This window comes from Capnocytophaga cynodegmi DSM 19736 (genome assembly GCF_000379185.1).
In the GTDB taxonomy this organism is placed as follows: domain Bacteria; phylum Bacteroidota; class Bacteroidia; order Flavobacteriales; family Flavobacteriaceae; genus Capnocytophaga; species Capnocytophaga cynodegmi.
Map to the genome: position 1 here is coordinate 45278 of NZ_KB900738.1, position 26619 is coordinate 71896.

A 26619-nucleotide genomic window follows, 5' to 3' on the forward strand; every position below is an offset into this window, starting at 1 on the left:
TATATTTTATTTCCGTTTTTTTTTAAGATTTGCTGGTATCGCTCACAATATTGAGAACCCTTTGTGGGAAAGGAATTTCGATACCTTCAGCATCAAATCGTGTCTTAACTGATTCAATAGCATTGAAATAGCAATCCCAATAGTCATCATTATTACACCAAAAACGTACCGAAATGTTTACCGAACTATCTGCCAATTCTTCAACAAAAACAGACGGAGCAGGTTCCTCAAAAGCACGTTTATCACTTTTGGCGATATCCAACAAAATTTCCTTAGCTTTCTGAAGGTCAGAATTATATCCAATGCCGACTAATACCTTAACCCTTCTTTTGTCTTCACGGGTATAGTTGATGATACTATCTCCAAAAAGAGGACCATTAGGGATGATAACTTCTTCATTATTAAATTTATTTAATGTGGTAGAAACCAACCCAATACGCTTTACAGTACCTCTTTCGCCTTTGGCTTCAATGTTATCTCCTACCTTAAAAGGTTTAAAAATCAATATCATAATCCCTCCTGCAAAATTTGATAAGGAACCTTGTAAAGCCAAACCAATAGCAACACCCGCACTGGCTAAAATGGCAAAAAATTGTGTTGCAGGAACCCCAATAATCTGAATAATTATTAAAAACAATGCTATATGAAGAGTCCATTTAATTAATTGTAAAAGAAAGGTTTGTAAAGTAACATCAACCTCTCTTCTTATCATTAACTTTTTAGTGAGATTTAACAAAAAACGAATTATATATCTACCCGCAATAAAAGCGACGATTGCTCCAACTAATGCTGGAACAAAATTAATGAGTTCAGTAATCCACCCCTTCAATAATTTTTCAAAATCTTCTGCTGTAAAATGATTCATTGTTTTTATTCTTATTCTATAATTAATTGTTATTATTCAAATGTAACTCTATTTCTTCAAAAAAATTAGAAAAAACGGAATGATAAACATTAGTACCAAACCCCAGCGAACTTGCTTTCGGTAATCTTTAAAATGAGCATAAAATACTGATATAAAGACCAAAATTCCAAATAGTGAAAGTATAATATCGTAGTGAGGCAAATTAAAAAAACTGAAAAAAGTGAAACATAAAACCAAAAGGTAAAAAATATTCAATACTCTTTCCATAGCTATTTTAATTGGAGCAAACAAAAGTAATTAATTAATATTTATTTCACAAACCTATCAAAAAAATAATTCAGCAAGAAAGATAATTCTCTCTTGCTGAATTACTTGTTATTAAATTTGAGTATTATGAGTTCTTATCCTTATTTTTCATTTTTTCTGCAATCTGATTTGATGCAGTAAATGAAGTAATCATATTATTAAGCATATCACTTCCTGCTTGTGGAGAATTTGGCAACAGAATTAAATTGCTGTTAGTTTCTTGACCTACAGCCTGTAATGTATCATAATGTTGCGTAACCACAATCAATGCTGATGCTTCTTGTGAACTGATACCCACTTTGTTAAGTACATCAACACTTTCCACTAAACCACGAGCAATCTCTCGGCGCTGGTCGGCGATACCTTGCCCTTGTAAACGCTTACTTTCGGCTTCGGCTTTTGCCTTTTCTACAATCAAAATACGTTGTGCATCTCCTTCATACTGAGCAGCAACTTTCTCACGTTCAGCAGCATTAATCCTATTCATCGCGGCTTTTACCTGTGCATCGGGGTCAATATCTGTTACCAAAGTTTTTATGATATCATACCCGTATGTTTCCATAGCTTCTTGAACCTCACGCTTTACAGCAATGGCGATATCATCTTTCTTAACAAAAACATCATCTAAACGCATTTTTGGAACTTCGGCACGTACCACATCGAACACGTAACTAGTTATCTGATCGTGAGGATATTCCAACCTGTAAATAGCATCATAAACTTTATCTTTAATTACCACATACTGTACCGAAACTTTTATTTTCACGAAAACATCATCAAGTGTTTTTGTTTCCACAATAACATCTAACTGCTGAATTTTCAAACTGATACGTGCAGCTACTTTATCAATTATTGGAATTTTTATCTGCAACCCCGAATGACGAATACTTTGAAATTTACCAAAACGCTCAACTGAAACGGCGGTTTGTTGCTTCACCGTAAAAAATGCTCCTAAAACAATGATTAGGATAATAGCAAAAGGAATAAATGTTGTTAACTCTCCCATAGATTCTTGATTTTAAAAATTTCACTTGGCTAATGTACAAAATTCTTAAAAACTTGCAAATATTCCTAATGAAATTTAACTTTTTAATTTCTAAATATTTTCCTCTTTCTTCAAAAAATGATATAATAATCGAATGCCCACACCAGTTGCACCTGCTTTAAAATAACGATAAGGAGCTGTAAGAAAGGCTGTTCCTGCAATATCTATATGCAACCAAGGATAGTTAGTGAAGTGTTCCAAGAATTTTCCGGCGGAAGAAGCTCCACCTTCAGGTTTACCCAAATTTTTAATGTCGGCAATAGGCGACTCTAAATCTTCTGCAAATTCATCCCAGAAAGGAAGTTCTGTCAATCTTTCAAATACCATTTCCCCAGATTGTTGCAAACTTTGCTTAATTTCTGTGGAAGCATTCCCCATAAAAGCACTTCCGTAATGACCTGTAACCCGAGCAGCTGCACCAGTCAGTGTTGCCAAATCAATCACTATTTTAGGATTCAAGTTCTGAGCGTACACCAAAGCATCTGCCAAAATAAGACGACCTTCCGCATCTGTATTTTTCACCTCTACGGTAGTGCCGTTCATCATTGTGAGCACATCATCAGATACAAAAGCGTTACTATTAATTCGGTTATCTGTTGCAGGAATTAATCCTATAACGTGAATAGGTAATTTATTTTGAGCCACAGCACAAAGTAATCCAACCACAGCAGCAGCTCCTGCCATATCCGATTTCATCGTATCCATATAGCTACCAGGCTTCACGTTATATCCTCCTGTATCATAAACGACTCCTTTTCCTACAAAAATATAAGGCTGTTGATTTTTAGCGTTTTGCGGTCTCCACGTCAGAATATTAAATGTTGGTGGCACATCACTTCCAGCATTAACACCAAGTAATCCTCCCATTCTGAGTTTCTTAATTTGTGATTTACTTAGCACATTAACGTCAAATCCGTAGTGATTTCCTAAAGCCTGAATTTCTTCTGAAAAACGTGTTGTTGTTAAAACAGAAGGCGGCTCATTTACCAAATCACGAGCAATAGAAACCGTTTCCAACAAGCCAACAAGTTCATCTATCTTAGTTTCGTCAATTTCTGCGTAAATCTGAATATCTTTTTCCTTTTTATCTTCTTCTTTGGTTTTGTACTTCGTAAAATGATAATCTCCTAAAAGCATTCCTTCCAGAGTCGTCAAAGTAATCTGCTCTCCCACTGTTGAAACAAGACTTACTGTAGAATAATCTTCTTTTTTTAACAAAGTAAGAATCTCATTTCCAAGAATTCTCACTTTTTCATTGGTAACACTCTGTTTTTCTGAATTCTCCAAGAACAAAGCAATTATCAAAGGTTGTTCCAATGTTGGAATTGAAATAACAACATTTTTCTTCTTCTCAAAATACTTTTCAAGATACGGATAAAGTGTAGCTGGTAGACTGTTCAAACTTTCTGTAAGATATACCGTTACATCTACAGGTTGTTCTTCGTTGATGTTTTTAAACGATTGAATTTTCATACTTTTTCTTTTTCAAAATTACAAAAAAAGACGATGCATTACATCGTCTTATAATAAATTATTCTTTAACAACTTCTTCTTTTTCAGAAACATTCTCTTCTTCTGAAGTTTCTTCCAGATACCCTTTTTCAAGAAGTAAGTTGTACCATTGTATTACTTTTTTGATATCGCTTACATACACACGATTTTCATCATAATTAGGCAAAACATTGAAGAAATATTCTTCCAATGCAGTATCATCAGATTTATGAGAAATACTTGTTTTTCCGTTATTTTCTTTCTCCTTAATATTTTTAAATACCTCTCTTAGAGGAACTTCTGTTTCCAATGTATAGATAGCAATTTCCGAGAGCAAACTCACATTACTTCGTATTCCTACTGAAATACGTTTTCCGTCCAGCAACGATGTAGCTAAAAATCCTGTACGTGTTTGCGATTCCAAATGATATAATCCTGGTTTGCCCGAAATGGCTAAAATTTTGTTTAAATTCATTTTCTTGTACTATAAAAATTAACTTCTTATTTCTTGTATATCAAACTTTTATGTTTATAATTCCTTTCTTATCTCTTTTTCGCATCAGGGAAACGCATTCTGTAATCCACATTTACTTTCCCTTTGCTAATATCTGTAAGCTTTCCTTTCAACAATCGTTTTTTAAAAGCCGAAAGCTTGTCTGTGAATAAAATTCCCTCAATATGGTCGTATTCGTGTTGAATAATTCGTGCGGCAAGTCCATCAACCGTTAGCTCTTGAGGAACAAAATTTTCATCTAAATAACTAATTGTAAGTTGCTTATGTCTCAATATATCTTCCCTCACTCCAGGAATACTCAAACAACCTTCATTGAAGCTCCACTTATCCCCTGTTTCTTCAATAATTTTAGCATTTATGAATGTTTTTCTAAAACTTTTTAGAAATTCCTGTTCTTCTGCACTTAAATCCTCATCCTCTCCAAATGGTGATGCATCAATAACAAACAAACGAATTGGTAAACCAATTTGAGGAGCAGCCAACCCAACTCCGTGACTTGCTTCCATCGTCTCGAACATATTGGTTATCAATTCCTTCAAATTTGGATAATCTGCTGTAATATCTGTACCTACTTTTCTAAGTACAGCATCTCCATAAGCTACAATAGGTAGAACCATAGTTTTTCAGTATTAAAGACTGCAAAAGTAATAAATAAAGTTGATATTTGTAATATTACATACTCAAGTTTCTAATTAATCTGAGAGCTTATCAGTTTCATCTTCCTTATTCTTAGCCTTTTTGATTACTCTATCTCCTTTTTTCAACGTTTTACCTACCAAGCTATAAGGTCCTACTATTATTTGCTCTCCTTTTTCAATTCCTGATAAAACTTCAATATTTGTATTATCCTGAATCCCAGTAGAAACGGCTTTTAGTTCTGCTTTTCCATCTTTTAAGACAAAAACCGCTTCTTGCCGTTTTTCGGCTTCCTCTTTTGGCGATTCAGGATTAATCTCTGACATTTTTTTAACAACTATGGCACTTATCGGCACCGCAAGTACATCTTTCTTAGTTTCGGTAAGGATATCCACTGTGGCTGTCATTCCTGGTCGGAAAGGCGAATAACCAGCTTTTTTATCCTTTAACAAATCCTGATAGGAACTTTCTTCAATACGAATTTTTACTTTAAAATTAGTAACTTGGTCAACACTCGTTGTTGCATTGGCTGTGTTTGCAATGTTAGTTACAGTTCCTTTGAAAACTTTCTTCAAATATGCATCAACCTCAACATTAACACTATCTCCTACACTCACTTTAACTATATCGTTCTCATTTACATCAACTTCCACTTCCATACGGCTCAAGTCAGCAACACGCATAATTTCCGTTCCAGTCATTTGCACTGTACCAACCACACGTTCTCCCAACTCCACGCCAAGCTTAGAAATGGTTCCATCAGTTGGTGAAAAAATAGTTGTTTTTCTCAAATTATCCCTTGACTCTGTTACACTTGCCATTGCACTTTGAACATTGAAACGAGCTGATTCTCTGTTCGCTTTTGCAATATCATAGGCAGATGTAGCTTTTTCCCAATCTGATTTTGAAATCACACCTTTTTCATATAAAACTTTGCTACGCTTGTAGCTTTCCTCGCTTTCTTTTAAACTTGCTTCAGCTTGTTGTAATGAGGCTTTCACGGTCTCAAGCCCTGCAATACTTCTGCTCACAACAGATTCATACACATTGGGATTGACACGCACCAAAAGGTCCCCTTTTTTTACCATTTGTCCCTCAACTACAGGAAGCTCAATAATCTCACCTGAAACTTCGGAAGATAATTTGATTTCCAATTCAGGCTGAATTTTACCCGTTGCCGAAACCTTTTGCGTTAGCGTTTTCAATAAAACCTCCTGAGTTTCCACTTCTTTGCCTTCTGGCTCACCTCCAAACCATCCAGCTTTTTTGCCAACAATTAGCAATATTAAGCCCAAAACAATAGCTATTATTATGAATAAAGTCTTTCTTTTCATAGTTTTATCAACTTAAGGACAATTTTTATTAATATGAAAATCTCAAAATAATTATTCTCTATCTATTGATATTCAATCCATTAAAATAATATTGCAAAACTTTTATTTTAAATATATATTGATATTTCGCTCTAATACTTTCATTTTCAGCATTCTCATACTGATATTTTGCTTGATTAAAATCAAAAGTATTCATCAAGCCTACTGCGTGACGTTCGTTAGCATAAACGTACGATTGTTTCTTAGCCTGTAAGGTTTTCTCTGTAGCTTCAAATAATTTTTTAGCATTTGATGCATCTGTATAAGCCTGATATACATTCTTTTCTATAGTGAGTTCTGCCTGTTGCTTATTCCATTGACTTCTGAGTAAATTGATTTCCTGACGTTTGATGTTTCCTACTGTTGAAAAGCCGTTGAATACTGGAATTGTGAGAGATAGCCCCGCGTACATTCCTTTATTTTGGTCTATCTGTCTCCAAAAATTTTCAGGATAATTTTTCGACCAACGTGAGTTATATCCCCATTGTGCAGAAAGTCTTGGAGAGTATGCAGAACGAGCCAACTTCAAATTACTTTCTGCTAAATCCACATTTGCTTGAGCAATTTTCACATCTTGAGTGACTTCTTTCGCTCTTTCAAGAATTTCAGTTGGAGTTTTTGAAAGAATATCTGTTATAGGAATTTCGAGAGATGTATCTGCGATTTGAAAATCCTGATAATTTTTCAGCAATAGCAACTGAGCCAATCCCATTTTTGAAATAAAAAGAGCATTTTCGGTAGCAATAATTTGTTGTTCCTGCGAAAAAAACTGCGATTCAGCCTCATATAAATCCCCTTTAGGCAAAGAACCCGCTTCGATTAAGTCCTGAGTTTTTTTCAAATTTTCTTTAGAAACTTCAAGCTGAATATTTAATTTTTTAATTTGTTCTTTGTTGGATAAAATTTCAAGATATGCATTGATTATCATCAAAATAATATCATCTTTCATTTTATCAAGTTTATACTGAGATGCTATCTTATTAAGCTCTGCAAGTTTTAATCTACGCCAATTCTGCAAACCAGCAAAAACCGTTACATCGATATTTACCCCTCCAGAAGCTGATTGAAAAAAAGCATTTTCATACTGGTTGGTAACAGGATTAATGTTCTTTCCCTCATTAAGATTGTAAGTGACATTCCCATTGAATGAAGGAAAAAAAGCACCTCTTGCCTGTAATTTATCAATATCAGTCGTTTTTAAATCAATTTCTGATTGTTTGATAGATATGTTATTTTGCAGGGCATATTCAATACAGTCTTCCAAAGTCCAAAGTTTTTGCGAATGTATTGAAAAAGATGATATTAGTAAAAATATAAACAATAAATTCTTCATTTTCAATAATAAAAAAGTAAGAAATGATGATAAATAATTAAGATTTTTACCTCCCAAATCAAAATCTGTCTGCCAAGATATTAATTTTTTTCAGTATTGATTATATTTTTTGAAATTATTTTTAGGATTTTTTTGTAATAGACTATAAATCAAATAAAAAAAGAAGCCACCCTCACGGATAGCTTCTTCGAGTTTAATTTTAAAAATGTTTATTATGAAATCAAAATCTTTATTCGCTTTTTTCAGTGTTATCCACCAACACTTGACCACGATAGTACAATTTTCCTTCGTGCCAGTGAGCTCTGTGATATAAGTGATTTTCACCCGTTGTTGGGTCTTTTGCAATTTGAGGAACTACTGCTTTATCGTGTGTTCTTCTCTTATCTCTTCTTGTTCTTGACTGTCTTCTCTTAGGATGTGCCATTTCTTATTTTTCTTTATCAGTTATTATTATTTTTTTCAAACTTTCCCATCTCGGGTCTATATATTCACTTTCTTCAAGTTCTTCTTTAGGGGTTAACTCCTCTAATTTATCTAAAATATCGGAGTGTAATGTTCCTTTTTCAACCTCAGGATGAACACGCTTTACTGGTATTGAAAGCACAATAAGTTCATAAATGTATTGGGCTACATTAAGCAAATGTTCTCCGTGTGGCAAAATGAGTAGCTCATCATCTTCATCATTGTACTCCTCCCCAAATTTTACCACCAAAAAAAGTTCTCCCTCAACTTTCATATCAAAAGGCTCATTGGATAAATCACAATTAACATTCACAACTCCCTCATTTCTAAAATGCAACTCAAGTAAAGTACTTTTTTTATCCAACTCAACAGTTACAATTTGATGAAGATTGTTCACATCATCATACCCAAATGAATCCAAGAACTTTTTATCAACCTCATAAACGAATTGATGTTTTCCTTGTTTCAATCCCGCAAAAGAGATATCATATTCCTTTAACTTCCTCATTTCCTACAAGTTTACAAAACCAAATCGTTTTTTAGCGAGTGCAAATATACAACTTTATTCTGAATATCAAATATTTTTGAAAGAAAATTACTATTTTTTGGATTTGACTTATTTGATAATTATTTCTCAATCCACTTGATGAGTTCTTGAACTAATACTTCTTGTTGGATAGGCATTGGGGGCTTTGTTGAAACAATATTTCCCTGTTTATCAATTATCATATACGTGGGAAAACTCTTAACTCCTAAACGACGTTCTAACATACTTTGTTGCTCATCAGGAAGATTGTAATGCACTACACTTTCGCCCGTCAGATTATATTGTTTTATAATATTTTTCCAAGAATCTTCTGGGGAACGATTGGCAAAATACATAAATACTACATCTTTTCCTTTTAATTCTTCTTTTACTTTACCAATATACTTCATTTGTTCACGACAAGGTGCACACCAAGTGCCCCAAAAATCAATGTAAATCACTTTTCCCAGATAAGGTTCTGTTAGTTTTTTGAAAAGCTCATCGGCATTTTTAGCATCTTTTAAATGTTCAGTGCGTTTTAATGATTCTGAATATTTAACATCTTGACCTTGAATAGTATTGTATTTACTTTGTTCATCCTCTAAAATACTCAATATTTCACTACTTTTTATATTCGAAGCGAAAAAATCCCACTCTTTTTGCGTCAAAGAGCGACTTTCTCCTTCGTAAATGTTATACGCTCTTCCTGCATACATTATTTCCTTAACTTCTGGCGAGACTTTCAATGAATCCAAAGTTGAAAGCTCTCTTTTTAGCATTGGGATATACACAACTTCATCTTTTATTTTAGGAAATTGCTCAGCAAACAGCTTTTCATATGGTTTTGTAAAAGCAAAAGCATTAAAATCATCAATATAAGGTTTAAATAAGGCAAAATGATTCGCAAGTGTTGTTGAATCCGCTTTTTGCTGACGTAACTCAAATGTTTTCTGAGCCATTTCTTCTAATTTATGTATTGCTATATGTTCTTTTTCAGACAAAGTAACCATTTTATGCTTATCGAAATACTTCATTACCTCCAAATTACCTATAAAATCTGGTTTTAGGAATACTTTTTCATTATAATAAGCTGTATAATCATTCAAAAAGGTATTTGATCGCATTAATGTTAATGGTTTCGGCATATTTTGAAATACAGAATCAGCAAGTGCCATATAATCAGCACTAAAATTACCCTCTTTACTTCTTTCTAAGTCAAATTTTCGTTGCATCATATCTCTTGCCATCACCGTAAGCTTAAACTTCTCAATAAAATACAAAGTTCTTTTAGAAATTTTATTCAACTCTGAAAACTGTTTTACCACCTTTAATTCATTTCTTAATGCCTCTCTACTTTTGCTTAGAAATACATCTGAAGGAAGATTTTTGTCAATATGAGGGAAAAAGTCTGATTTCGCAAAAGAAAAATAGCTTGTGAGTTCCCTATGAAGGCGTGCATTTTTACCCATTTGCCAAACAATAGCCTCTTTATTACCTCTAAAATCTTTATTTTTATAATCAATATATAAAAAATATTCTTCTCCAGGTTCAACTACATCAGGCAAATAAGTTCTCCCCCAATCCATCAAAATAAATGAAGTGTTCAATACTTCAAAAGTGATTGAAAAACAACCATTTTTATCAATATCAGCAAAAAATTCATCCTCTTCATCTGTAATTAAATTCGGAATAGTTATTTTAAAAGGCTTTTTATGAGGCATATTCTGTAAAAACCCTCTAATCGTTACTTTTTCTTTTTTGTAATTGTTATTCAAAAACGATCGATTATCCTCTGTTAAATACGGTTGAGGACGATTTTCGTATTTTAAATCTATTTTTTGATTCCCATCAAGAAGCGTAAGTTCATTTTTGTCTTTTCCTATAAAAGAACACGTTATCGTTTGCTTTTTATCTTCTTGTGATAAAGTAATTTGATATGTATTTTCGTCTTTCTTACTATACTGATATGTCCAAGCTTCATTTTTATACACAACTATCTTATCAAAGAAACCAATGACCCATTCATTGGTCGTAGGGTTGCACCACGTTCCGTAAAGATAGTTCGACTGAATTTTTTCCCCTATTTTATATATTTCATCATTGTTTTCAGTTCTGAATTTTATGTTATTATCAGAATGTGTAATATACACCATCTTGAAAGAATTATTATATTCAATCAAAGCACGATATTCCTTATCCAAGTATTTTCCTAACCAATGTATTTTCCAATCAGCATTATTCCAATGAAGTTTATTTTTTGTAATAGAAAGCTGTTTTCGAGGATTGTTTTCCCCTGTCCAGATTCCTTTAATTACTTTTTTATAATTTGAAGGTTTTAATAAAACAATATCAGGGTCAGCATTGTATTTTGTACACTCAAATTCTTTGTTGCCAAAAACGAACTTTGCCTTATCTTGTTCTATTAAAGTTATACTTGCATCTAAAAATCTCCCATAAGCATTTAAAACTAATTCATACCTATTATCTTTTTGCTTTATACTTTCTATTAGAACAAGATTATAAAGCACTTCCACATAATTTTTACCTATGTGAATTCCATTCCAATCACCTTTCTTTTCCACTTGAAATTTCCAAAATCCGTGAAGATTTTCAGGAATTTCATTCAGAGATTGTGCTTTTATATTACATTGAAAAATGAAACATAAAAGCATTGTTTTAATTAAAAATAAGTGTTTCATAATTTAATTTTTTATTTTATTGATTAATTTAATCCTTAAATTCAGAAAAATTATTTTATTTCATTCGTAGTATATTTAAAGAAAACATCTTTTTAATCGTGAAATAAAATTAATAACTTTTGACATTGTTCTATCTTAATTTATACTAAATAAGAATATCTTATTTGTTATTTTGAAATAAATCAGATGATTTTTGTATAAGTAGCTTATTTTTATTTATAATTAAGAAAGAGTTATTCAAATTTTATATTATCTTTTTTACTATTATAGTAATCTATTTTGGTTTCTTTGCTTATATTTCCTAAAATATCCTTATAAATAGCTTTTGAAGAGAATATCGAGTTTCCTTTAATATCGACTTTAATCGTGTCGCTTGTTATTTCATTTAATATAAATTCGCTATCTATCCCATTTAGGATTATTTTTTGATAAGACATTTCATTTTTAACATTATGATATTTATAATCTTCTCCACTAAAGTCATATACATCAAAATAAATTCTACTTTTATTTAAATTAAATGTTGTAGTTGTTTTATTTCTGTATTTTGAAAGTGTATTAACTCTAAGCCATACATTATCAAGGGATACTGATTCTAAAACAGGAGAATGAATACCAATAAAATGTAAATTTTTCCAATTACCTCCTATATTTTTATCAATTTTAAGTGTTAATGTATCGTTATTTGAAGTAAATGATATGCTTTCTTTATTCAAACTATTATCAATAAATGCATACGAAGTATCTTTATATACAAATAAAATTTCACCAATGCTATCTAACATTCCTCCTTCTCCTGTTATTTTTAAATGTTTAAAGTCAGGAAGTTTTTTTATCTCTAACGAATCTTTCACATAGCTCCATCTATACTTCACAGAAGGTTTTTTTACTTCTTTCATTGATTTTATAATGAAAAATTCTACTATTGGAAATATAATAATTATTGAGAAAGCCAATAATAATAATTTATTACTTGTTTTCATTCTGTTTTTGATTTAAATTGTTTTTAAAATTTTCGTAATGTTGTTGTAATTCATCAAGTTCAATACCTAATACATAAAGCGTATTGAATAAAACAGGAAGTTCGTTTTGTAAAAATTCTTGTTGGCGGTATTTTCGTGCTTGTTCTATTCCATTTTTTTCCACAAAATACCCAATTCCACGTTTGTCAATGATAATTCCATTATTTTTTAAGAACTCATAACTTCGGGCTATCGTATTCGGATTGACACTAACCTGTATTGCCAATTCACGAACACTTGGTATTTTAGTTTCGGGCTGCCATTCATCTAATAATATCTTTTGGCAAACAAAATCAACGATTTGAAGGTAAATGGCTTGACCATTATTTTTAATTTCCATAGTCATCGTGCTTCTTTTTCTTTAAATTTAAAATAAGAAACCATATAAAATAGTAAAGGAAGCCCTACTACAAACAAATTACTCTTCAAAATATAAAAAGCATAAGATGCTTTATAATAAACTTCATAAGAACCGTATGAATCTATTGTTATTCTATCTGTAACAAAGAAAATATCTTCTCTGCCTAAAATACCTGTAAGATAAAGATTAAAGATTATAAATAAAAATATACTTAACGAAACTGCTAAAAGGGATTTTAAAAAGGTAAAACGTTTAAATGTAAGTATTGATGAATAGAAAAAAGATTGTATCATAAAATAAGTAATAATAGATGCGACAATAAAACCTTCCAACGAATCTTTATCAAAAACACTATAAGGTTCTATGCTAATATTATTTTTTTCTATTATAAAAATACCTATTTTATACATCAGAAAGAATAATAACGAATAAGATATCAAATGAAAAACAGTATATATAATAAATTTGACTAACCACTTTTGAAAAATACTTGCCGGAAGGCTTATTTCTGCAATAATTTTGTTTTTCTTTTCTACAAAACGAAATGCCAAATAAGAAGATAAGATTCCAATAATTAAAATTGTAAAGGGATATATTGATATAAAATTTACTTCATAAAAAACTTCTTCTTTTGCTCTTATAAAATAAGAATATGCCATAATAGCAGGTACTATTAAGGTTGTAGCAATGAAAATATAAGTCAAATTCTTTGCATTTTCATTTAATTCTTTCTTAAATAACTTGTAAAATTGTTTCATATTTTTGTAGCATTAGAGTTAAACCAATCATTTATCTTTTTAGGATTTGAAATAACAGCTTTATAAAGCAATTCCAAATCTACTCTGTTTTCAATATCATCTTCATTGGGCAAAACGAGGATATTTCCAAAGAAATTTTCCTCGGCATAGAAGGCTTTTTCCATTTCTGATTTTTCGGAAGCTATTTTGAATGCTAATCGCCTCGAAATTTGCTCCATAGATTCGTTAAAGAGTACATTTTTTTCATCTAAAACAATCACTCGATCGATGAGGCTTTCCAAATCCTTCGCCTGATGCGTACTGATGACAAAAGAACGCTCATCACCCATTATTTCAGCCATAATTTTCCGGAATTGGGTTTTTCCCATAATGTCGAGTCCATTAGTAGGCTCATCCATAAGTACTACTGAGGTATTTGTAGCTAAAGCAAGAGCAACGAGTACTTTTTTTCTTTGTCCGTAACTCAATTGGTGAAGTTTTGCATTTTTTTGGATTTCAAATCCTTCTAAAAATCTATGGAATTGCTCTAAGCTAAATTTCGGATAAAAACACGATAGCCTTTGTTGGTATTTTTCCACCGAGGTATCAGGCAGATAAACCTCATCAGGGATTACAAAAATTTCTTGTAAAAAGCTCGTTTTTCGCTCCTTTGGAACAAATCCTAAAACTTGAATTGTCCCTCGATTAGGGAAAAGCAACCCTGCGATGTTGTACAAAAACGTGGTTTTCCCTACTCCATTTTTCCCAAACAAACCACAGATTTGTCCTCGCTCAATATGCAAATTCAAATCTGTAAAGATGGTTTTCTTACGAAAAGAAAAATCTAAATTTTTAACCGTTATCATAAAAAAGTGTTTTGGTGTATTACTTTACTATTACACTGCAAAAGTAATACAAAAAATCATACCTACAAATTTTTGAGTAAAAAAATAGTTTTTATTCGCTTCCAACACCTCGAACAGAAAGATTATCAGCATATTATTTTCTACAAAGGTTAAAAAATAATTCAATAAATTTCATTTCAAATTTTAACTCATTTAACTTTTGTTTTGCATCAAACAAAAACATCAAACAACTAAAAACTAAACAGTTAAACAAAAACACGCAAACAATTTAAGATTAATTTTACGAAAAATTTAACTAAATACTTAATTATGAATGTTTTGGTTGTTACATTCCAAAAGAAAAAACTTATCAACAATGTGGGAAAAAGTGGTAGAATGTGGGATTTTTTTTCTACTTTTGTCCTGTGATTATTTAGAAATGTATTACAGTGGGAATTCTTATAGGCACATACGAATGTAAAATAGACGCAAAGGGACGGATAACACTTCCAGCTCCTCTCAAAAAACAATTGGGAGATTTGGAAGCGGGGTTCGTACTTAAACGCTCTGATTTTCAAAGATGTATAGACTTTTATACAATGACCGAATGGAATTTGGAAATGCAAAAAGTAAATAGCCTAAACAGATACGTAAAAGAGAATAATGATTTCATCAGAAAGTTTATGTCAGGTGTAAAACTCATTGAAATAGACTCTGTTGGAAGAATGTTAATTCCGAAGGATTTACTGGAATACGCACAAATTGACAAAGAAATCGTTATGTCAGCATTAGGAAACCGAGTTGAAATTTGGGACAAAATAGCTTATGAAAAAGCCATTTATACAAGTCCAGAGGATTTCTCGGCATTGGCTGAAAAAGTTATGGGAGGCTTAGGAAATGATTAATACAGAAGGATATCACAAACCTGTACTACTTACAGAAAGTATTGATGGGCTGTCAATTAAGAAAGATGGAATCTATGTAGATGTTACTTTTGGAGGTGGCGGACATTCGCGTGAAATCTTAAATCAACTGGGTGAAAACGGACGATTATACGCCTTTGACCAAGATGCCGATGCTGCTAACAATGTTATTGATGACGAGCGTTTTACACTTATAAATCAGAATTTCAGATACATAAAACGATTTTTGAAATTCTATGGAGTTAAAAAAGTAGATGGTATTTTAGGGGATTTTGGAGTTTCATCTCATCAGTTTGATGTTCCCGAGCGAGGATTTTCAACACGTTTTGACGGCGTTTTAGATATGCGAATGAACCAAAATGCGACAATTTCGGCTCAAAACATACTGAACGAATATTCTGAAAGCGAATTAGTTATTCTATTTTCAAAATATGGAGAGCTGAAAAATGCTAAAGCTATTGCCAAAGCCATTGTTACCGCTCGTGTAGAACAAAAAATAGTTACTGGCAATCAATTACAGCAAATTCTAAAGCCTTTCTTGCAGAAATTTAAAGAAAATAAAACTCTCGCTCAAATCTATCAAGCCATTCGCATTGAAGTAAATGAGGAAATACAGGTTTTGGAAGAATTCTTATTACAACTTCCTGATATTGTGAAAACAGGCGGACGTATTAGCCTCATCAGTTATCATTCGTTAGAAGACCGATTGGTAAAACGTTTCATTCGTGATGGGCAATTTGAAGGAAGTCCCGAGAAAGATTTTTACGGCAATGTTGCTGTTCCTTTTAAAAAAGTAGGCGGATTAATCGTCCCGACAGAGAGCGAAATTGCTGAAAATAGCCGTGCCAGAAGTGCTAAACTCCGAATAGCTGAAAGACAATAAAAAATGGGAAAAGCTACAAATGAAATAAAAAATATCCTCAGAGGAAAGTTTTTGGTGGAAGGCAAAGAAGCTACCAAGAATTGGACGTTCATCGCTTTTCTGTTTGTTTTAGGAGTAGTTATGATTACAAGTTCTCATAATGCAGATAATAAAGTACATCAAATTGCAAAACTCAATGAAGAGGTAAATGAACTGAAAAGTCAATTTGTTGATGTTCGTTCACAATTGCAAAAGGTAAAATTAGAGTCTTCATTACTTAACAAACTTAAAAACAAAGGATTAAAACAACCTGAAAAACCACCTCAAAAAATAAAAGTAATTATTAAAGAATAACATTTGAAATTTTAAACCAAACTTAATTCATACAAAAATGGCAACAAAAAATGACAAAAGGATATTATCTCGCACATACATTGTTGCGACTGCTATGCTTTTGTTAGCGATTGTCATTTCTGTAAAACTTGTAAAAATTCAGATTGAAGGTGATGAATATCGGGCAAAAGCAGATGAAACTACACTTCGAGAAGCTGAAATAATTCCTAATCAAGGAAATCTATATTCTGATGATGGAAGCCTACTTGCCACGTCAGTAGTACGTTATGATATCCGATGGGACGGAATTGCTCCTTCAGAAAAAAACTTCAATACGCACATAAAACCCCTAAGTGATTCTCTTTCAAAGATGTTTGGCAAACCAAGCTCATACTATCAAAATTTACTCAAAAAAGAACGCAAACTAAAAAATCGCTACCTACTAATTGCACCACAATTGGGGTATAGCGATTATCTGCGTATTAAAAAATTTCCTCTTTTTGAGAAAGGTCCATACAAAGGAGGCCTTATTATTGATAAAAAAGTAAAACGCGAATATCCTTTAGGTGGAATCGCTCACCGAAGTATTGGTTACGAACGAACTGATGAAAACGGATACACTATTCGTGTGGGATTAGAAGGAGCCTATTCTAACTATCTCTTGGGTACAAAAGGGCGTCGTTTGGAACAAAAAATAGCCAAAGGGCAATGGAAACTTGCTAGTGGTTTCAATATCATCGAGCCAAAAGATGGATACGATGTAGTTTCAACCATAAATATTAATATTCAAGACATTGCTCATCACGCTTTACTTGCTCAGTTGGAAAAATTTAAAGCAAAGCACGGCTGTGTGATAGTAATGGAAGTTAATTCAGGAGAAATAAAAGCTATTTCAAATTTAGAATTGAATTCAAAAACAAATACTTATTCAGAACGATACAATTACGCAATTGGAGAAGTTCACGAACCTGGTTCAATCTTTAAATTAATGTCGGTTGTCGCTGCTATCGAAGAGCGTGGCATTGACACTACATACGTGGTTGATATCAAAAACGGAAGAGCGAATTACTACAAAGAAACCGTTGATGATTCACAAAAAAGATTTACAGGAAAGATAAATATTGCTAAAGCCTTTGCTGTTTCGTCAAATGTTGGTATGACCGAAATGGTTCATCATTTATTTTCTAAAAATCCAAAAGAATTTACCGATAAGCTATCGCAAATGGGATTAGACCAACCTTTAGGATTACCCATCAAAGGTGAAAGGACTCCGTACATTCCAAAACCCAAGGACAAAAACTGGAGCGGTATTTCCCTCGAATGGATGGCTTTTGGCTATGGCTTACATTTAACTCCTTTGCAAACATTAGCTTTTTATAACGCAATTGCAAACAATGGAGTAATGGTTAAGCCTCGACTCATAAAGGAAGTACGTGAATGGAATAAAACCATCGAAAAATTCAATGTGGAAATCATCAACGGAAAAATTTGTTCAAAAGAAACCGCACAAAAAGCAAAAGGATTACTCGCCAGCGTTGTAGAAAAACCATACGGAACTGCACATAAATTATACTCTTCCGACTTTTCAATGGCAGGAAAAACAGGAACTGCAAGAAAAAATTATGGTAGCAACGACAAATCGAAATGGAGTTACATCTCCTCTTTTGCGGGATTTTTCCCTGTTGAAAACCCAAAGTATTCGTGCATCGTGGTAATTCACGAACCTGACAGAAACGTGGGATACTACGGAGCTGATGTTTCAGGACCCGTATTTAAAAGTATCGCTCAGAAAATTTACACAAATTCACTGCTTATTGATACAATCGAAGATGTAGACAACGCTTCAGAGAAAACCAACACAAACTACAATCAATATTATACAAAAGCTCAAAAATATAAAACCATAATGCCCGATGTTATAGGAATGGCTGCAATGGATGCCGTTGCTTTACTCGAAAATATGGGACTAAAAGTTCGATTAATTGGCGAAGGAAAAGTGACAAACCAGTCGATTACAAGTGGACAAAAAATAGGAACGAACAAAAATATCGTTCTTACGTTAGAAAATAGCTAATCTAATGTATTTTCATTAGAAAGGCTAAAAGTTCTTTGACATAATGGGAATTTAAAGTGATGCAAGACAGATTATTTATCGTGTTGGCTTATAACAAAATAGGCTAACACTATTCATTACACATATATAGAAATTAATTTTTAACTGCGGTTGGATAATTTCTGACCGCAGTTTTTTAATTTCAAGTCTTAAAAAGTAGAATTCTGAAAAAAAAGTAATGTTTTTCATCTTTATAGCTTCTACTTTATCAAATTTCATATGATTTTATATAGTAATTATTCCATTTCTATCAGATGATGCTCCATTTCTATCAGATGATGCTCCATTTCTATCAGATGATGCTCTATTTTTATTAGATGATGCTCCATTTCCATCGGATGATGCTTCATTTCCATCGGATGACGCTCCGTTTCTATTAGATGATGCTCCATTTCTATCAGATGACGCTCCATTTCTATTAGATAGAACTATATTTCTTTCAAAAGAAGTAAATTTAGCTTCAAAAAATACTATTATGACAACAAAATACTATAAATTTTTCAACAAGGAGCTTGATTTATATCCAAAATTTATTGAGTTGGATAAAGACTACTATTGTACTCGACAAATTGTTCAAAAAAATAATACATTGATTAATAGTTCCATTGACGTTGAAGGAAAGTTTTTTCTTCCTGAGGGAAGTTTTAAAGATTATTTGGAATTTCTGACAGAAGAAATCACACAAAACCAATTTGAAGAACTTTGGCAACTTTCAAAAATACCTTATTTACAGCACTGGGAAACCTTAAAACAATCTGATTATATAGGAAAAAAAGTAAATGGTCGTCTTATTTGCCTTTATCCACAAGGAATTATCTTTGATATTGGTCAAAAATTCTATGCTATTGCTAATTATGATGTTTGTAAAGCTATTTTTGGAACAGAAAAGCTCTATCCTCAGCAAATTTTACCTTTTCAGATAACCAATTTTGATAATTTACATCTATGGATACAATTAGTTCCAGCAAATGACATTCAATTTTAGAATAACATATAAAAAATACTATAGAAATAACAAGTTATAAGTAAAAAACTAAACGAAAACACATTAAAAATAACTGATATTGACACGTTACAACAATTTTGGAGAAATGAAGGGAAAAAATTACTTCCTATCAATTGTATTTTATATACCGATGGAATTGTAATTGCATTAGATTTTGTTATTTTTTATGGTTCTCTTTGATAAATCATCAGTGATTAAATTAAAAAATTATATAAAACAATGAAAAAAATAATTTTAGCAGCAACAAGTTTTGCTTTTTTAGTGGCGTGTAATACCACTCCCAAAAAATCTGACAACACCTTAACAGAAACTCCCCTATCGCAAGAGGAAATGATTCAAAAAGACTCTCACAATGCCGAAAATTCACTGGATTGGGCAGGAACTTACAAAGGAATAATTCCGGCGGCAAGTAGCCCTGGCATCGAAGTTACTTTGACATTAATGGACAACCATACTTACAAAAAAACGGAAATTTATTTGGAAGAAAAAGATGGAATCTTTAATGAAGAAGGAACCTTTACTTGGTCGGAGGACGGATTTAAAATCACCCTCAACACCAAAGATGGCAACAAGCAGAGTTACAAAGTTGTAGAGGGAAGTATTATTATGTTAGATACCAAAGGCAACGAAATCACAAGCGAATTGGCATCTCATTACGTACTAAAAAAAATGGACGAATAAAGTAGATATTCGTAATTGTAACTACAAATTCTAACAAATATAAGATATCCGAAGAGGAGATTCTGATTCGGATATTTTCTTTTACTTAAAAAAATAATATCGTAAAGAATATTTTGATTATTCTTTTATATTTTTTTAGACAAAACAATCAATATGAACACAGAACAACTACAAAACATTGCAGAAATGGAGGAAATCCTCAACAGAATAGAAAATTTCACCCCGAAAGCGGAAGAGTTTCTAAAACAATGGAAAGAATTACTTCCCGAAGTGCAAAAACTCAACACCTATTACGCAAGCGACCAATGGCGACAAGATTATGACGATGCTAACGCGGGTAAAATCCCTGAAGGAATGCCCCACGGAGTACTTTCCGAAGACCTCGCGTACAATGCTTTGGGCGACCAATATTTCTTGGCGGTGGATTTCTTGAAATTGGTAACCAAAATCATCTCGAGAGAAGAATAGTATGAAAAAAATCCTATTACTTTCAGAAAATCACACGGATTATCATTTAGGGTTTGAAGTACAATCGCCTGAACCGAAATTCCTTTCGTGGGACACTACCTACGAGGAAGTTATCGCATCACCTTTAGTGGAGTGGGAGAGCCCTTTTGATTTGGATTATGAGGTGTATGAGTATTACTATTTTAAATATCCGGTGCGGGTGGGCAATTTGCTATTTTCCAAATTTGAATTTCGCATACACAACACCCAGCGTAGGGATATAGCCGTACGAGAATTCTATGCCTATGGAGACAGACAAGTAGAAGAATTTGATTTTTGGCAAGTGCATCAGCAATTAGAAAAACATTTGCCCCTCAATGAACACTATAAAACTCGTGAAGACCTCTATTCATTTTTTCAGAAAGACGGAATGACATTTCTTAGCGTTTATTACGGAGAACCTCAGCATCAATATGTGTTTTTTAATATTATCAATGCTCGTAAATATCCCGAATTAATCACTCCAATTGAAAATGAGGAGAATATACAACTTACCGACCTTGTTTTATTTCCGAAAGAATATATTGAAATAAATACGAACTATCTAAAAAACGAAATCGTAAAACGTCGTCCGCCTATTTTGATAGAAAAATTTGGAGATAAAGCCGTATTGTGGCGAGATGAAGTAAATAAACAACTCGGGGTAAGTGTAGGTGAATTTTGCAATGTTTTTCCGCTATCGGATATTAAAAAAGTGGACATTGACCGAATGCTACCAGCCAAAGGCGGTGGTGCCGATACTTTGCGGGTGTATTACAAAAAAAGAAAATACCCAATAGCAATTCTCAGTACCAAAGAATATGATTTGGACAATTATTTGCCCCAATTGGAAAAATTCTTTGGTATGCGTATTGAAGTAACAGGGTTTTATTATAATTGTTAAATCTTGGAAAAATCATAAAAATGGAAATAAAAACACACCATAAAAATAGTTCAAAAATTGCTGAAATTCTTTCAGAAAAAGTAATATTGACATCGGTTGATGATACTTTGGACTTAATAGGCAATCTGTCTTATCAGGGATTTTCGCAAATCATTATTCACGAAAAAAATATCTCAACAGATTTTTTCGATTTAAAAACTAAAATTGCGGGTGATATTTTACAGAAATTCACTCAATATCAGATGCCTTTGATTATTGTTGGGGATTTTTCAAAATACGAAAGTAAAAGTCTCAATAATTTTATTTTTGAAAGTAATAAAGGAAGGCAAATCAATTTTATAACATCAATTTCAGATTTTTTTAGTGAAGGCGACCTCAGCGATAGGACAAATAATACTATGTAAAGGCAAAAAATATTTCGCCCCAACAAATCAACATTTGCCCGATGATAATAGGGCGAAAGATCTTTCGCCCCTACGGGGGACATCAAACACCATTGGTTCAATCGTGCGTGGTTTTAAAATTGGTGTAACCAAATGGGTGCGTTCCAATACAAATATCCATCAAATTTGGCAACGCAATTATTACGAACATATTATCCGAAATGAGGCATCGTATTTCAAAATTCACGAATACATCGAAAATAATCCTGCAAAATGGACAGAAGATTGTTTTTATGGATAATGATTGTATGGTATCAGAAAATTGTTCCTTTTAAATTTGAATATTTATTGTATATCTACCTTTATTTTATCATATTATAATGAAAGAAAACTTATTAAAAATCTACGAATTGATGCGTGATAACGACATCAGTAGAGAAAATATTTATAGCAGATTTGGTGCGTGGCTGGGTGATGTCAATTTTATGTATCTGCCTTTTGCATCCGCACCTGATGATGTGCCTGATGATTATGATTATAAAGAGGAAATCAAGCATCTTAATCACATTTTTAGTATTTTCGGATTTGGCGAAGTTGATGCACAAGACATAGAAGCCATTGGGCGTGGCGAGGGATTTATGCTGTTGCATTTTCTGTTCAAAGTGCGTAAAAATATGGGATTAGCAAAGACCTACTATGTTTCATTTTCGTTGATGCAAATCGGAGACGATTTTGTATATATCCATTGCGATGATGTAGATGCACACCGTATGACTTACCGCGAAATGATGTTGAACAGCCATTATTTCGACCCTGAAACCGCCAATGAAACCGAAAAATATCACTTTGACGAATTGCTAAAATTCAGCGAAGTAGCGTATGAAACCCTGCGAAAGAAAATACAGCAAACCGACCCTATTTCGGATGAAGAGGTATTTGATGAATTGGTTGGGTTGCTTAATCACGATAACTATCTTTCCGAAAAAGATATTGCCGAACTGAAAACCGATTGGAAAAACATCCTCGAAAATCGTGAAGCCTTTGCCCAAAGGCTCATCGATGAGGGCATTTGGTTTGAGGAAGATTTGGAATACCTTGATGATTATCAGACCGATTATTTACTTTACTGGGCTTTTGTTGAGAAGTTAGATGTATTTAAAGATGATTGGAAGTTTGGCGTTAAGGAGTTGTGTCGGTTCATTTCGGAGAAAATCGGTCAGCCTTTTAAAATGACCTTCAAGGAAGTAGGCAACGACTGGGAAATAGTCCGCGACAGATTAGAAAACTTAACCGATTACACCTTGCTCGACCTTAGCAGTGGCAACGACGATTGTAATTTCATTATCGCTAAAAAGCAGGACAAACAGCGTATTTACACCCTTGCTGACCAACTTGGCTTGTGGGTAGATTAGCAGAAACACCATTTGCCCCTAATACCTTATGGGATTGAAGCGATAAGAAAATAAACAATATGAAAGAAATGGACGAAGATTTACAACAAATGACCCGAGAGCAACTCATTTCGGAGGTCGAAAAATTACGCAATGCCATTCGTAAGCACCGTGATTGCAGCGAACACGATTTGTGTTGGTTTCATCCTGATTTATGGAATTTACTTCCTGAAAAATATGAGGTGGATATATCTGTTCCGCAGTGGGATAAGTTTATGCAAGGATGTATCCAGTATCGAAAATCATTAGACAAACAATTGCCTAACGCACCCAGAACTAGTACTGATTTTGATGAAGCTGAAAAAAGGCATACCCAAGCCATTGACAGCACAGATATAGAAAACACATTAAAAGAACCCCCCGAGGCATATGCCGTGTTTCAAAAACTGAGTCCGTCTCACAAAAACGAGTATATCCAATGGATAAATGAAGCCCAAAAGCAAGAAACCAAAGAAAGGCGTTTGGAGAAAATGATAAGTATGTTACTAAACAAAAAGGAAAACCAATGAAAAAACTCATCGTTGTTTCGGATTTATGGGGTGTAAAACAATCACAATGGTGGCAATATTACACCGAAACCTTATCCAAACATTTTGAGGTTATCTTTTATGACGCTTGTCAGTTAGGGCAGATAGATGTAAGTCAATATACCGAGGTGGCACTGCATCAGCAATTTATGGACGGTGGCGTTCTACAATCTGTACAAAACTTAACCCACAAAGAAAAAGAAACCTTCGCCATACTAGGTTTTAGCATAGGTGGCTATATTGCTTGGAGAGCCTTACACAGCGGATTAAAAGCCAAACATTTGGTAGCCGTATCTTCCACTCGATTGCGGTATGAAACAATACCTCCAAAAGCTCAGCTTCACCTATTTTATGGTAAAGAAGACCAACATCTGCCCAGTACTGCGTGGTATGATACAATGAAAACATCGCCATACCTGTTTGATGAGGCGTATCACAACTTTTACCAAAAAGAACATATCGCCCAGCAAATCTGTGAGTATATCCAAAATAAGATGCTATAAGTCCTGATAATTCAAAGATATAAAAATGAAAATCAATGCCGTATAATGCTTAAAAATATTATCTTTGTTAGCCATAGGACATACAAGGTATTCCTTAATGAATGTATCATTTCTAAAAATTTTCAATTATGAGCATCAAGTACAAAGTTATCGAGAAAGGGCAACCGGGCGTTGCCGGAGGCGGAACCAAAAAGTTTTATGCCAATGTAGTAACCGAAGGAGAGCTATCGGTAGATGATTTGGTAAAGCAAATCGAAAAGTTTTCCGCTCTTAGTGAGGCGGACATTCGCGGGGTGATTATCGCTTTGGAAAATGTAATTCAACAAGGATTAGCCGATAGCAAAATCATTCGTTTGGAAAAACTCGGCAGTCTATACCCTACGCTCAGCAGTAATGGAGTAGCTACCGAAAAGGAGTTTACGGCTAACCAGATAAAATCCGTTAGTGTGAATTATCGCCCAGGTACCCGCATTGTAGAAGCAATGAAAGCAGCAGGTTTCGAGAAGAAAAAATAGTTTTCATAAAAACCAGCAGCAGTATTTCTAAAAACCAAGCGTGGTTTCACCTAAAACCACACTTGGTTTTATTTCAAACCTGCCGTGCTTTTGCCCAAAACCTGCGGTGGTTTTTTCCGTATGGGTAAATTATTCTTTGCTAAGTGTCATTAGCAAAGAATATTTAAAAACGTTTAATATTTTAAAAGGAATAAGGTATGAATTACGACAATTTTTTTCTTCCCGCCGAAGATTTCGAAAAAAGCAAACATTTTTTTGCTGATGTTTTGGGTTTGGAAATCAAATTTGATTTCTCCCAAATGGGAATGATTGCCTTTAAAGTGGGCAATGAAGAGGCTGCTATTATCTTAAAAGACAAGAAAAAATTTCCGAATGTGAAACCTACCATTTGGCTGGAAGTAGATAATGTAACGGAAGTGTACGAAGATTTAAAAACTAAAGGCGTGGAATTTTTAACACCACCTTTCCCCATAAAAACAGGTTGGGCGGTGGAGTTTTTAGACCCTTCGGGCAATGTAATGGGCTTTACGGATTATCGTTCTAATAATTGAATTTTTAAAAATAAATAAATGATAAATAAGGACAAAAAATATTTTACCCCTCAATGTAAGGGCAAAAAATATTTTGCCCCAACGAAACTCTGGCTGTATTTCATCATCACAATGTCGGTGTACTTACTGATGGTTTTTATCACTATCCCTACACTGAACCGCCTTGCCAACGGATTGGAAATCATTGATGTCCTTCCCTTTTACGATGGCGAATATGTGGTGCGTCTTTTGGAGTATTTAGAAAGCGAGGGCAGACATTACTATCTATATAAGCAATTACCTATTGATATGATATACCCGCTACTTTATGCCTTTACTTACAGACAGATATTAAAGCATTTCATTGATAAATTGGACTTCAAAAGGGTAAGATGGGTGGTCTTTTTACCCATTTTGGCGGCAGTGTTTGACTACTTGGAAAATATCAGCATCGGCATATCGCTTTACCGCTTTCCGTCGCTTTCGGATGCTGTTTTATCCGTATTGCCTTTTTTCAGTTTACTAAAAAATCTCTTTGTAGTACTGTATCTGTTAGCGTTTTTCGGATTGGGAATTATGGTTTTGGTAAAGAAAATAAAATCTTGATTGCGTCGCCTTTGGTCTTAATCGCACAGTTTATCAACCATTATAAACAAAAGAAGTAAAAAATGTTACAGTTAAAAATTCCTCCAGTTATCGTTCTTGCTGTTTTTGCGAGTATGATTGTCGCCATTCCGTATATTTTTCCATTCGATGCCTTTCAGTCGATGGGTTTATGCATCTTTTTTATTGTGCTAGGTGCAATGATTGCATTATCAGGCGTTTTGGAGTTTAGAAAATTAAGCACCACCGTCAATCCTACCACGCCCGAAAAGAGTAGTCGTATTGTGGATACGGGTATTTATCGGTTCAGCCGAAATCCGATGTATTTGGGAATGGCGACGGTGCTTGTAGGCTTAGTGTTTGGTTTTGGCAATTATTTTTCGTGGTTGGCTGTTGTGGGATTTGTGGTGTATATTACACAATTTCAGATACTCCCAGAAGAGAGGGTTTTAAAACAAATTTTTGGCAAACCTTACGAAGAATATCTGACGAAAGTTCGCCGTTGGTTATAATTTTATTTAGATAATAAAACTTCAACAAATGTGTTAGAATTATATAACTTTGTCCATTAGTAAAGAATTTAA

The 26619-nt window shown here is 33.3% G+C and carries 32 protein-coding genes; 17 read left to right on the top strand and 15 right to left on the bottom strand.

All coding sequences use genetic code 11. The annotated features are described in order from the left end of the window. Window positions 1–22: 22 nt before the first annotated feature. The 14 genes from YW9_RS0111305 to YW9_RS0111375 all read right to left on the bottom strand — a co-directional run bounded on the left by YW9_RS0111305 (window position 23) and on the right by YW9_RS0111375 (window position 14236). Entirely contained in the window at window positions 23–865 is an 843-nt protein-coding gene (locus tag YW9_RS0111305; protein WP_018280284.1) for a mechanosensitive ion channel family protein, read from the bottom strand. Between the two features lie 391 nt (window positions 866–1256). Next, window positions 1257–2177: an SPFH domain-containing protein gene (locus YW9_RS0111315; protein WP_018280286.1), complete on the bottom strand. Its 921-nt coding sequence runs from the start codon at window positions 2175–2177 to the stop codon at window positions 1257–1259. A 90-nt stretch (window positions 2178–2267) separates the two neighbouring features. Beyond that, a complete protein-coding gene (locus YW9_RS0111320; RefSeq protein ID WP_018280287.1) occupies window positions 2268–3689 on the bottom strand; it encodes a leucyl aminopeptidase family protein in 1422 nt (473 codons plus the stop codon). A gap of 58 nt (window positions 3690–3747) precedes the next feature. Beyond that, complete coding sequence (locus YW9_RS0111325) at window positions 3748–4182, bottom strand: DUF5606 family protein (protein ID WP_018280288.1); 435 nt, start codon at window positions 4180–4182, stop codon at window positions 3748–3750. A 68-nt stretch (window positions 4183–4250) separates the two neighbouring features. Then, entirely contained in the window at window positions 4251–4838 is a 588-nt protein-coding gene (gene def, locus YW9_RS0111330; RefSeq protein ID WP_018280289.1) for a peptide deformylase, read from the bottom strand. A gap of 75 nt (window positions 4839–4913) precedes the next feature. Further along, window positions 4914–6191, bottom strand: a complete 1278-nt coding sequence (locus tag YW9_RS0111335; protein WP_018280290.1) for an efflux RND transporter periplasmic adaptor subunit — start codon at window positions 6189–6191, stop codon at window positions 4914–4916. 58 nt (window positions 6192–6249) lie between these two features. Continuing rightward, complete coding sequence (locus tag YW9_RS0111340; protein WP_026194005.1) at window positions 6250–7563, bottom strand: TolC family protein; 1314 nt, start codon at window positions 7561–7563, stop codon at window positions 6250–6252. A gap of 229 nt (window positions 7564–7792) precedes the next feature. After that, a complete protein-coding gene (gene rpmF, locus YW9_RS0111345) occupies window positions 7793–7987 on the bottom strand; it encodes a 50S ribosomal protein L32 (RefSeq protein ID WP_018280292.1) in 195 nt (64 codons plus the stop codon). Between the two features lie 3 nt (window positions 7988–7990). Continuing rightward, window positions 7991–8533 (bottom strand): YceD family protein, encoded by a 543-nt coding sequence (locus tag YW9_RS0111350; RefSeq protein WP_018280293.1) that lies wholly within the window; start codon window positions 8531–8533, stop codon window positions 7991–7993. A gap of 119 nt (window positions 8534–8652) precedes the next feature. Then, window positions 8653–11250, bottom strand: coding sequence for a TlpA family protein disulfide reductase (locus tag YW9_RS0111355; protein ID WP_081615909.1), 2598 nt, complete (start codon window positions 11248–11250; stop codon window positions 8653–8655). A 233-nt stretch (window positions 11251–11483) separates the two neighbouring features. Further along, on the bottom strand, window positions 11484–12233 hold the full coding sequence (locus tag YW9_RS0111360; protein WP_018280295.1) for a hypothetical protein: 750 nt from the start codon (window positions 12231–12233) through the stop codon (window positions 11484–11486). Continuing rightward, complete coding sequence (locus tag YW9_RS0111365; RefSeq protein ID WP_040354210.1) at window positions 12220–12612, bottom strand: GntR family transcriptional regulator; 393 nt, start codon at window positions 12610–12612, stop codon at window positions 12220–12222. Before YW9_RS0111365 ends, YW9_RS0111360 begins: the two co-directional genes overlap by 14 nt. A 2-nt stretch (window positions 12613–12614) precedes the next feature. Next, window positions 12615–13391, bottom strand: a complete 777-nt coding sequence (locus YW9_RS0111370; protein WP_018280297.1) for a hypothetical protein — start codon at window positions 13389–13391, stop codon at window positions 12615–12617. Further along, entirely contained in the window at window positions 13388–14236 is an 849-nt protein-coding gene (locus YW9_RS0111375; RefSeq protein ID WP_018280298.1) for an ABC transporter ATP-binding protein, read from the bottom strand. The genes YW9_RS0111370 and YW9_RS0111375 overlap by 4 nt, the downstream gene beginning before the upstream one ends. 428 nt (window positions 14237–14664) lie before the next feature. On the opposite strand from YW9_RS0111375, the gene mraZ reads away from it, so the two are divergent. The 4 genes from mraZ to YW9_RS0111400 are packed head-to-tail and all read left to right on the top strand — an operon-like array spanning window position 14665 to window position 18407. Next, on the top strand, window positions 14665–15120 hold the full coding sequence (mraZ, locus tag YW9_RS0111385) for a division/cell wall cluster transcriptional repressor MraZ (protein WP_018280300.1): 456 nt from the start codon (window positions 14665–14667) through the stop codon (window positions 15118–15120). Then, window positions 15113–16021 (top strand): 16S rRNA (cytosine(1402)-N(4))-methyltransferase RsmH, encoded by a 909-nt coding sequence (gene rsmH, locus YW9_RS0111390; protein WP_018280301.1) that lies wholly within the window; start codon window positions 15113–15115, stop codon window positions 16019–16021. The genes mraZ and rsmH overlap by 8 nt, the downstream gene beginning before the upstream one ends. A 3-nt stretch (window positions 16022–16024) precedes the next feature. After that, window positions 16025–16354 (top strand): FtsL-like putative cell division protein, encoded by a 330-nt coding sequence (locus YW9_RS0111395; RefSeq protein ID WP_018280302.1) that lies wholly within the window; start codon window positions 16025–16027, stop codon window positions 16352–16354. A 37-nt stretch (window positions 16355–16391) separates the two neighbouring features. Next, window positions 16392–18407 carry a penicillin-binding protein gene (locus tag YW9_RS0111400; RefSeq protein WP_018280303.1) on the top strand — a complete coding sequence of 672 codons (2016 nt, stop codon included), beginning with the start codon at window positions 16392–16394 and terminating at the stop codon, window positions 18405–18407. 275 nt (window positions 18408–18682) lie between these two features. Here the strand turns inward: YW9_RS0111400 and YW9_RS13515 are convergent, their stop codons facing one another. Continuing rightward, on the bottom strand, window positions 18683–18859 hold the full coding sequence (locus tag YW9_RS13515) for a hypothetical protein (protein WP_018280304.1): 177 nt from the start codon (window positions 18857–18859) through the stop codon (window positions 18683–18685). Window positions 18860–18921: 62 nt separating this feature from the next. Between YW9_RS13515 and YW9_RS12890 the strand changes: the two genes are divergently transcribed. The 13 genes from YW9_RS12890 (at window position 18922) to YW9_RS0111470 (ending at window position 26547) form a co-directional block, all read left to right on the top strand. Then, complete coding sequence (locus YW9_RS12890) at window positions 18922–19431, top strand: hypothetical protein (RefSeq protein WP_018280305.1); 510 nt, start codon at window positions 18922–18924, stop codon at window positions 19429–19431. A gap of 240 nt (window positions 19432–19671) precedes the next feature. After that, window positions 19672–20133: a copper resistance protein NlpE gene (locus YW9_RS0111415; RefSeq protein WP_018280306.1), complete on the top strand. Its 462-nt coding sequence runs from the start codon at window positions 19672–19674 to the stop codon at window positions 20131–20133. A 153-nt stretch (window positions 20134–20286) separates the two neighbouring features. Next, complete coding sequence (locus tag YW9_RS0111420; protein ID WP_018280307.1) at window positions 20287–20601, top strand: DUF4298 domain-containing protein; 315 nt, start codon at window positions 20287–20289, stop codon at window positions 20599–20601. A 1-nt stretch (window position 20602) separates the two neighbouring features. Then, a complete protein-coding gene (locus YW9_RS0111425; protein ID WP_018280308.1) occupies window positions 20603–21523 on the top strand; it encodes a hypothetical protein in 921 nt (306 codons plus the stop codon). A gap of 20 nt (window positions 21524–21543) precedes the next feature. After that, on the top strand, window positions 21544–21927 hold the full coding sequence (locus YW9_RS0111430) for a DUF4180 domain-containing protein (RefSeq protein WP_040354214.1): 384 nt from the start codon (window positions 21544–21546) through the stop codon (window positions 21925–21927). 34 nt (window positions 21928–21961) lie between these two features. Further along, window positions 21962–22207 carry a transposase gene (locus YW9_RS13520; protein WP_155848778.1) on the top strand — a complete coding sequence of 82 codons (246 nt, stop codon included), beginning with the start codon at window positions 21962–21964 and terminating at the stop codon, window positions 22205–22207. A gap of 79 nt (window positions 22208–22286) precedes the next feature. Then, on the top strand, window positions 22287–23318 hold the full coding sequence (locus YW9_RS0111440; RefSeq protein WP_018280311.1) for a hypothetical protein: 1032 nt from the start codon (window positions 22287–22289) through the stop codon (window positions 23316–23318). Between the two features lie 59 nt (window positions 23319–23377). Continuing rightward, window positions 23378–23866 (top strand): YdeI/OmpD-associated family protein, encoded by a 489-nt coding sequence (locus YW9_RS13645; protein WP_018280312.1) that lies wholly within the window; start codon window positions 23378–23380, stop codon window positions 23864–23866. Then, a complete protein-coding gene (locus YW9_RS0111450) occupies window positions 23863–24387 on the top strand; it encodes a dienelactone hydrolase family protein (RefSeq protein WP_018280313.1) in 525 nt (174 codons plus the stop codon). Before YW9_RS13645 ends, YW9_RS0111450 begins: the two co-directional genes overlap by 4 nt. Window positions 24388–24515: 128 nt before the next feature. Next, on the top strand, window positions 24516–24902 hold the full coding sequence (locus YW9_RS0111455; protein ID WP_002664579.1) for an HU family DNA-binding protein: 387 nt from the start codon (window positions 24516–24518) through the stop codon (window positions 24900–24902). A gap of 197 nt (window positions 24903–25099) precedes the next feature. Further along, window positions 25100–25453, top strand: a complete 354-nt coding sequence (locus YW9_RS0111460) for a VOC family protein (protein ID WP_002664576.1) — start codon at window positions 25100–25102, stop codon at window positions 25451–25453. Window positions 25454–25471: 18 nt separating this feature from the next. Then, on the top strand, window positions 25472–26038 hold the full coding sequence (locus YW9_RS0111465; RefSeq protein ID WP_051074755.1) for a hypothetical protein: 567 nt from the start codon (window positions 25472–25474) through the stop codon (window positions 26036–26038). A gap of 62 nt (window positions 26039–26100) precedes the next feature. Further along, the gene (locus tag YW9_RS0111470) at window positions 26101–26547 is read left to right on the top strand and encodes a methyltransferase family protein (protein WP_002687308.1); all 447 of its coding nucleotides are present in this window, start codon (window positions 26101–26103) and stop codon (window positions 26545–26547) included. The last annotated feature ends 72 nt before the right edge of the window (window positions 26548–26619 follow it).

Bases quoted from the DNA above. Each gene is read 5' to 3' on its own strand.
- YW9_RS0111305 (WP_018280284.1), bottom strand. From the start codon at position 865: ATGAATCATTTTACAGCAGAAGATTTTGAAAAATTATTGAAGGGGTGG.
- YW9_RS0111315 (WP_018280286.1), bottom strand. From the start codon at position 2,177: ATGGGAGAGTTAACAACATTTATTCCTTTTGCTATTATCCTAATCATT.
- YW9_RS0111320 (WP_018280287.1), bottom strand. From the start codon at position 3,689: ATGAAAATTCAATCGTTTAAAAACATCAACGAAGAACAACCTGTAGAT.
- YW9_RS0111325 (WP_018280288.1), bottom strand. From the start codon at position 4,182: ATGAATTTAAACAAAATTTTAGCCATTTCGGGCAAACCAGGATTATAT.
- def (WP_018280289.1), bottom strand. From the start codon at position 4,838: ATGGTTCTACCTATTGTAGCTTATGGAGATGCTGTACTTAGAAAAGTA.
- YW9_RS0111335 (WP_018280290.1), bottom strand. From the start codon at position 6,191: ATGAAAAGAAAGACTTTATTCATAATAATAGCTATTGTTTTGGGCTTA.
- YW9_RS0111340 (WP_026194005.1), bottom strand. From the start codon at position 7,563: ATGAAGAATTTATTGTTTATATTTTTACTAATATCATCTTTTTCAATA.
- rpmF (WP_018280292.1), bottom strand. From the start codon at position 7,987: ATGGCACATCCTAAGAGAAGACAGTCAAGAACAAGAAGAGATAAGAGA.
- YW9_RS0111350 (WP_018280293.1), bottom strand. From the start codon at position 8,533: ATGAGGAAGTTAAAGGAATATGATATCTCTTTTGCGGGATTGAAACAA.
- YW9_RS0111355 (WP_081615909.1), bottom strand. From the start codon at position 11,250: ATGAAACACTTATTTTTAATTAAAACAATGCTTTTATGTTTCATTTTT.
- YW9_RS0111360 (WP_018280295.1), bottom strand. From the start codon at position 12,233: ATGAAAACAAGTAATAAATTATTATTATTGGCTTTCTCAATAATTATT.
- YW9_RS0111365 (WP_040354210.1), bottom strand. From the start codon at position 12,612: ATGGAAATTAAAAATAATGGTCAAGCCATTTACCTTCAAATCGTTGAT.
- YW9_RS0111370 (WP_018280297.1), bottom strand. From the start codon at position 13,391: ATGAAACAATTTTACAAGTTATTTAAGAAAGAATTAAATGAAAATGCA.
- YW9_RS0111375 (WP_018280298.1), bottom strand. From the start codon at position 14,236: ATGATAACGGTTAAAAATTTAGATTTTTCTTTTCGTAAGAAAACCATC.
- rsmH (WP_018280301.1), top strand. From the start codon at position 15,113: ATGATTAATACAGAAGGATATCACAAACCTGTACTACTTACAGAAAGT.
- YW9_RS0111395 (WP_018280302.1), top strand. From the start codon at position 16,025: ATGGGAAAAGCTACAAATGAAATAAAAAATATCCTCAGAGGAAAGTTT.
- YW9_RS0111400 (WP_018280303.1), top strand. From the start codon at position 16,392: ATGGCAACAAAAAATGACAAAAGGATATTATCTCGCACATACATTGTT.
- YW9_RS13515 (WP_018280304.1), bottom strand. From the start codon at position 18,859: ATGGAGCGTCATCTGATAGAAATGGAGCATCATCTAATAGAAACGGAG.
- YW9_RS12890 (WP_018280305.1), top strand. From the start codon at position 18,922: ATGACAACAAAATACTATAAATTTTTCAACAAGGAGCTTGATTTATAT.
- YW9_RS0111415 (WP_018280306.1), top strand. From the start codon at position 19,672: ATGAAAAAAATAATTTTAGCAGCAACAAGTTTTGCTTTTTTAGTGGCG.
- YW9_RS0111420 (WP_018280307.1), top strand. From the start codon at position 20,287: ATGAACACAGAACAACTACAAAACATTGCAGAAATGGAGGAAATCCTC.
- YW9_RS0111425 (WP_018280308.1), top strand. From the start codon at position 20,603: ATGAAAAAAATCCTATTACTTTCAGAAAATCACACGGATTATCATTTA.
- YW9_RS0111430 (WP_040354214.1), top strand. From the start codon at position 21,544: ATGGAAATAAAAACACACCATAAAAATAGTTCAAAAATTGCTGAAATT.
- YW9_RS0111440 (WP_018280311.1), top strand. From the start codon at position 22,287: ATGAAAGAAAACTTATTAAAAATCTACGAATTGATGCGTGATAACGAC.
- YW9_RS13645 (WP_018280312.1), top strand. From the start codon at position 23,378: ATGAAAGAAATGGACGAAGATTTACAACAAATGACCCGAGAGCAACTC.
- YW9_RS0111450 (WP_018280313.1), top strand. From the start codon at position 23,863: ATGAAAAAACTCATCGTTGTTTCGGATTTATGGGGTGTAAAACAATCA.
- YW9_RS0111455 (WP_002664579.1), top strand. From the start codon at position 24,516: ATGAGCATCAAGTACAAAGTTATCGAGAAAGGGCAACCGGGCGTTGCC.
- YW9_RS0111460 (WP_002664576.1), top strand. From the start codon at position 25,100: ATGAATTACGACAATTTTTTTCTTCCCGCCGAAGATTTCGAAAAAAGC.
- YW9_RS0111465 (WP_051074755.1), top strand. From the start codon at position 25,472: ATGATAAATAAGGACAAAAAATATTTTACCCCTCAATGTAAGGGCAAA.
- YW9_RS0111470 (WP_002687308.1), top strand. From the start codon at position 26,101: ATGTTACAGTTAAAAATTCCTCCAGTTATCGTTCTTGCTGTTTTTGCG.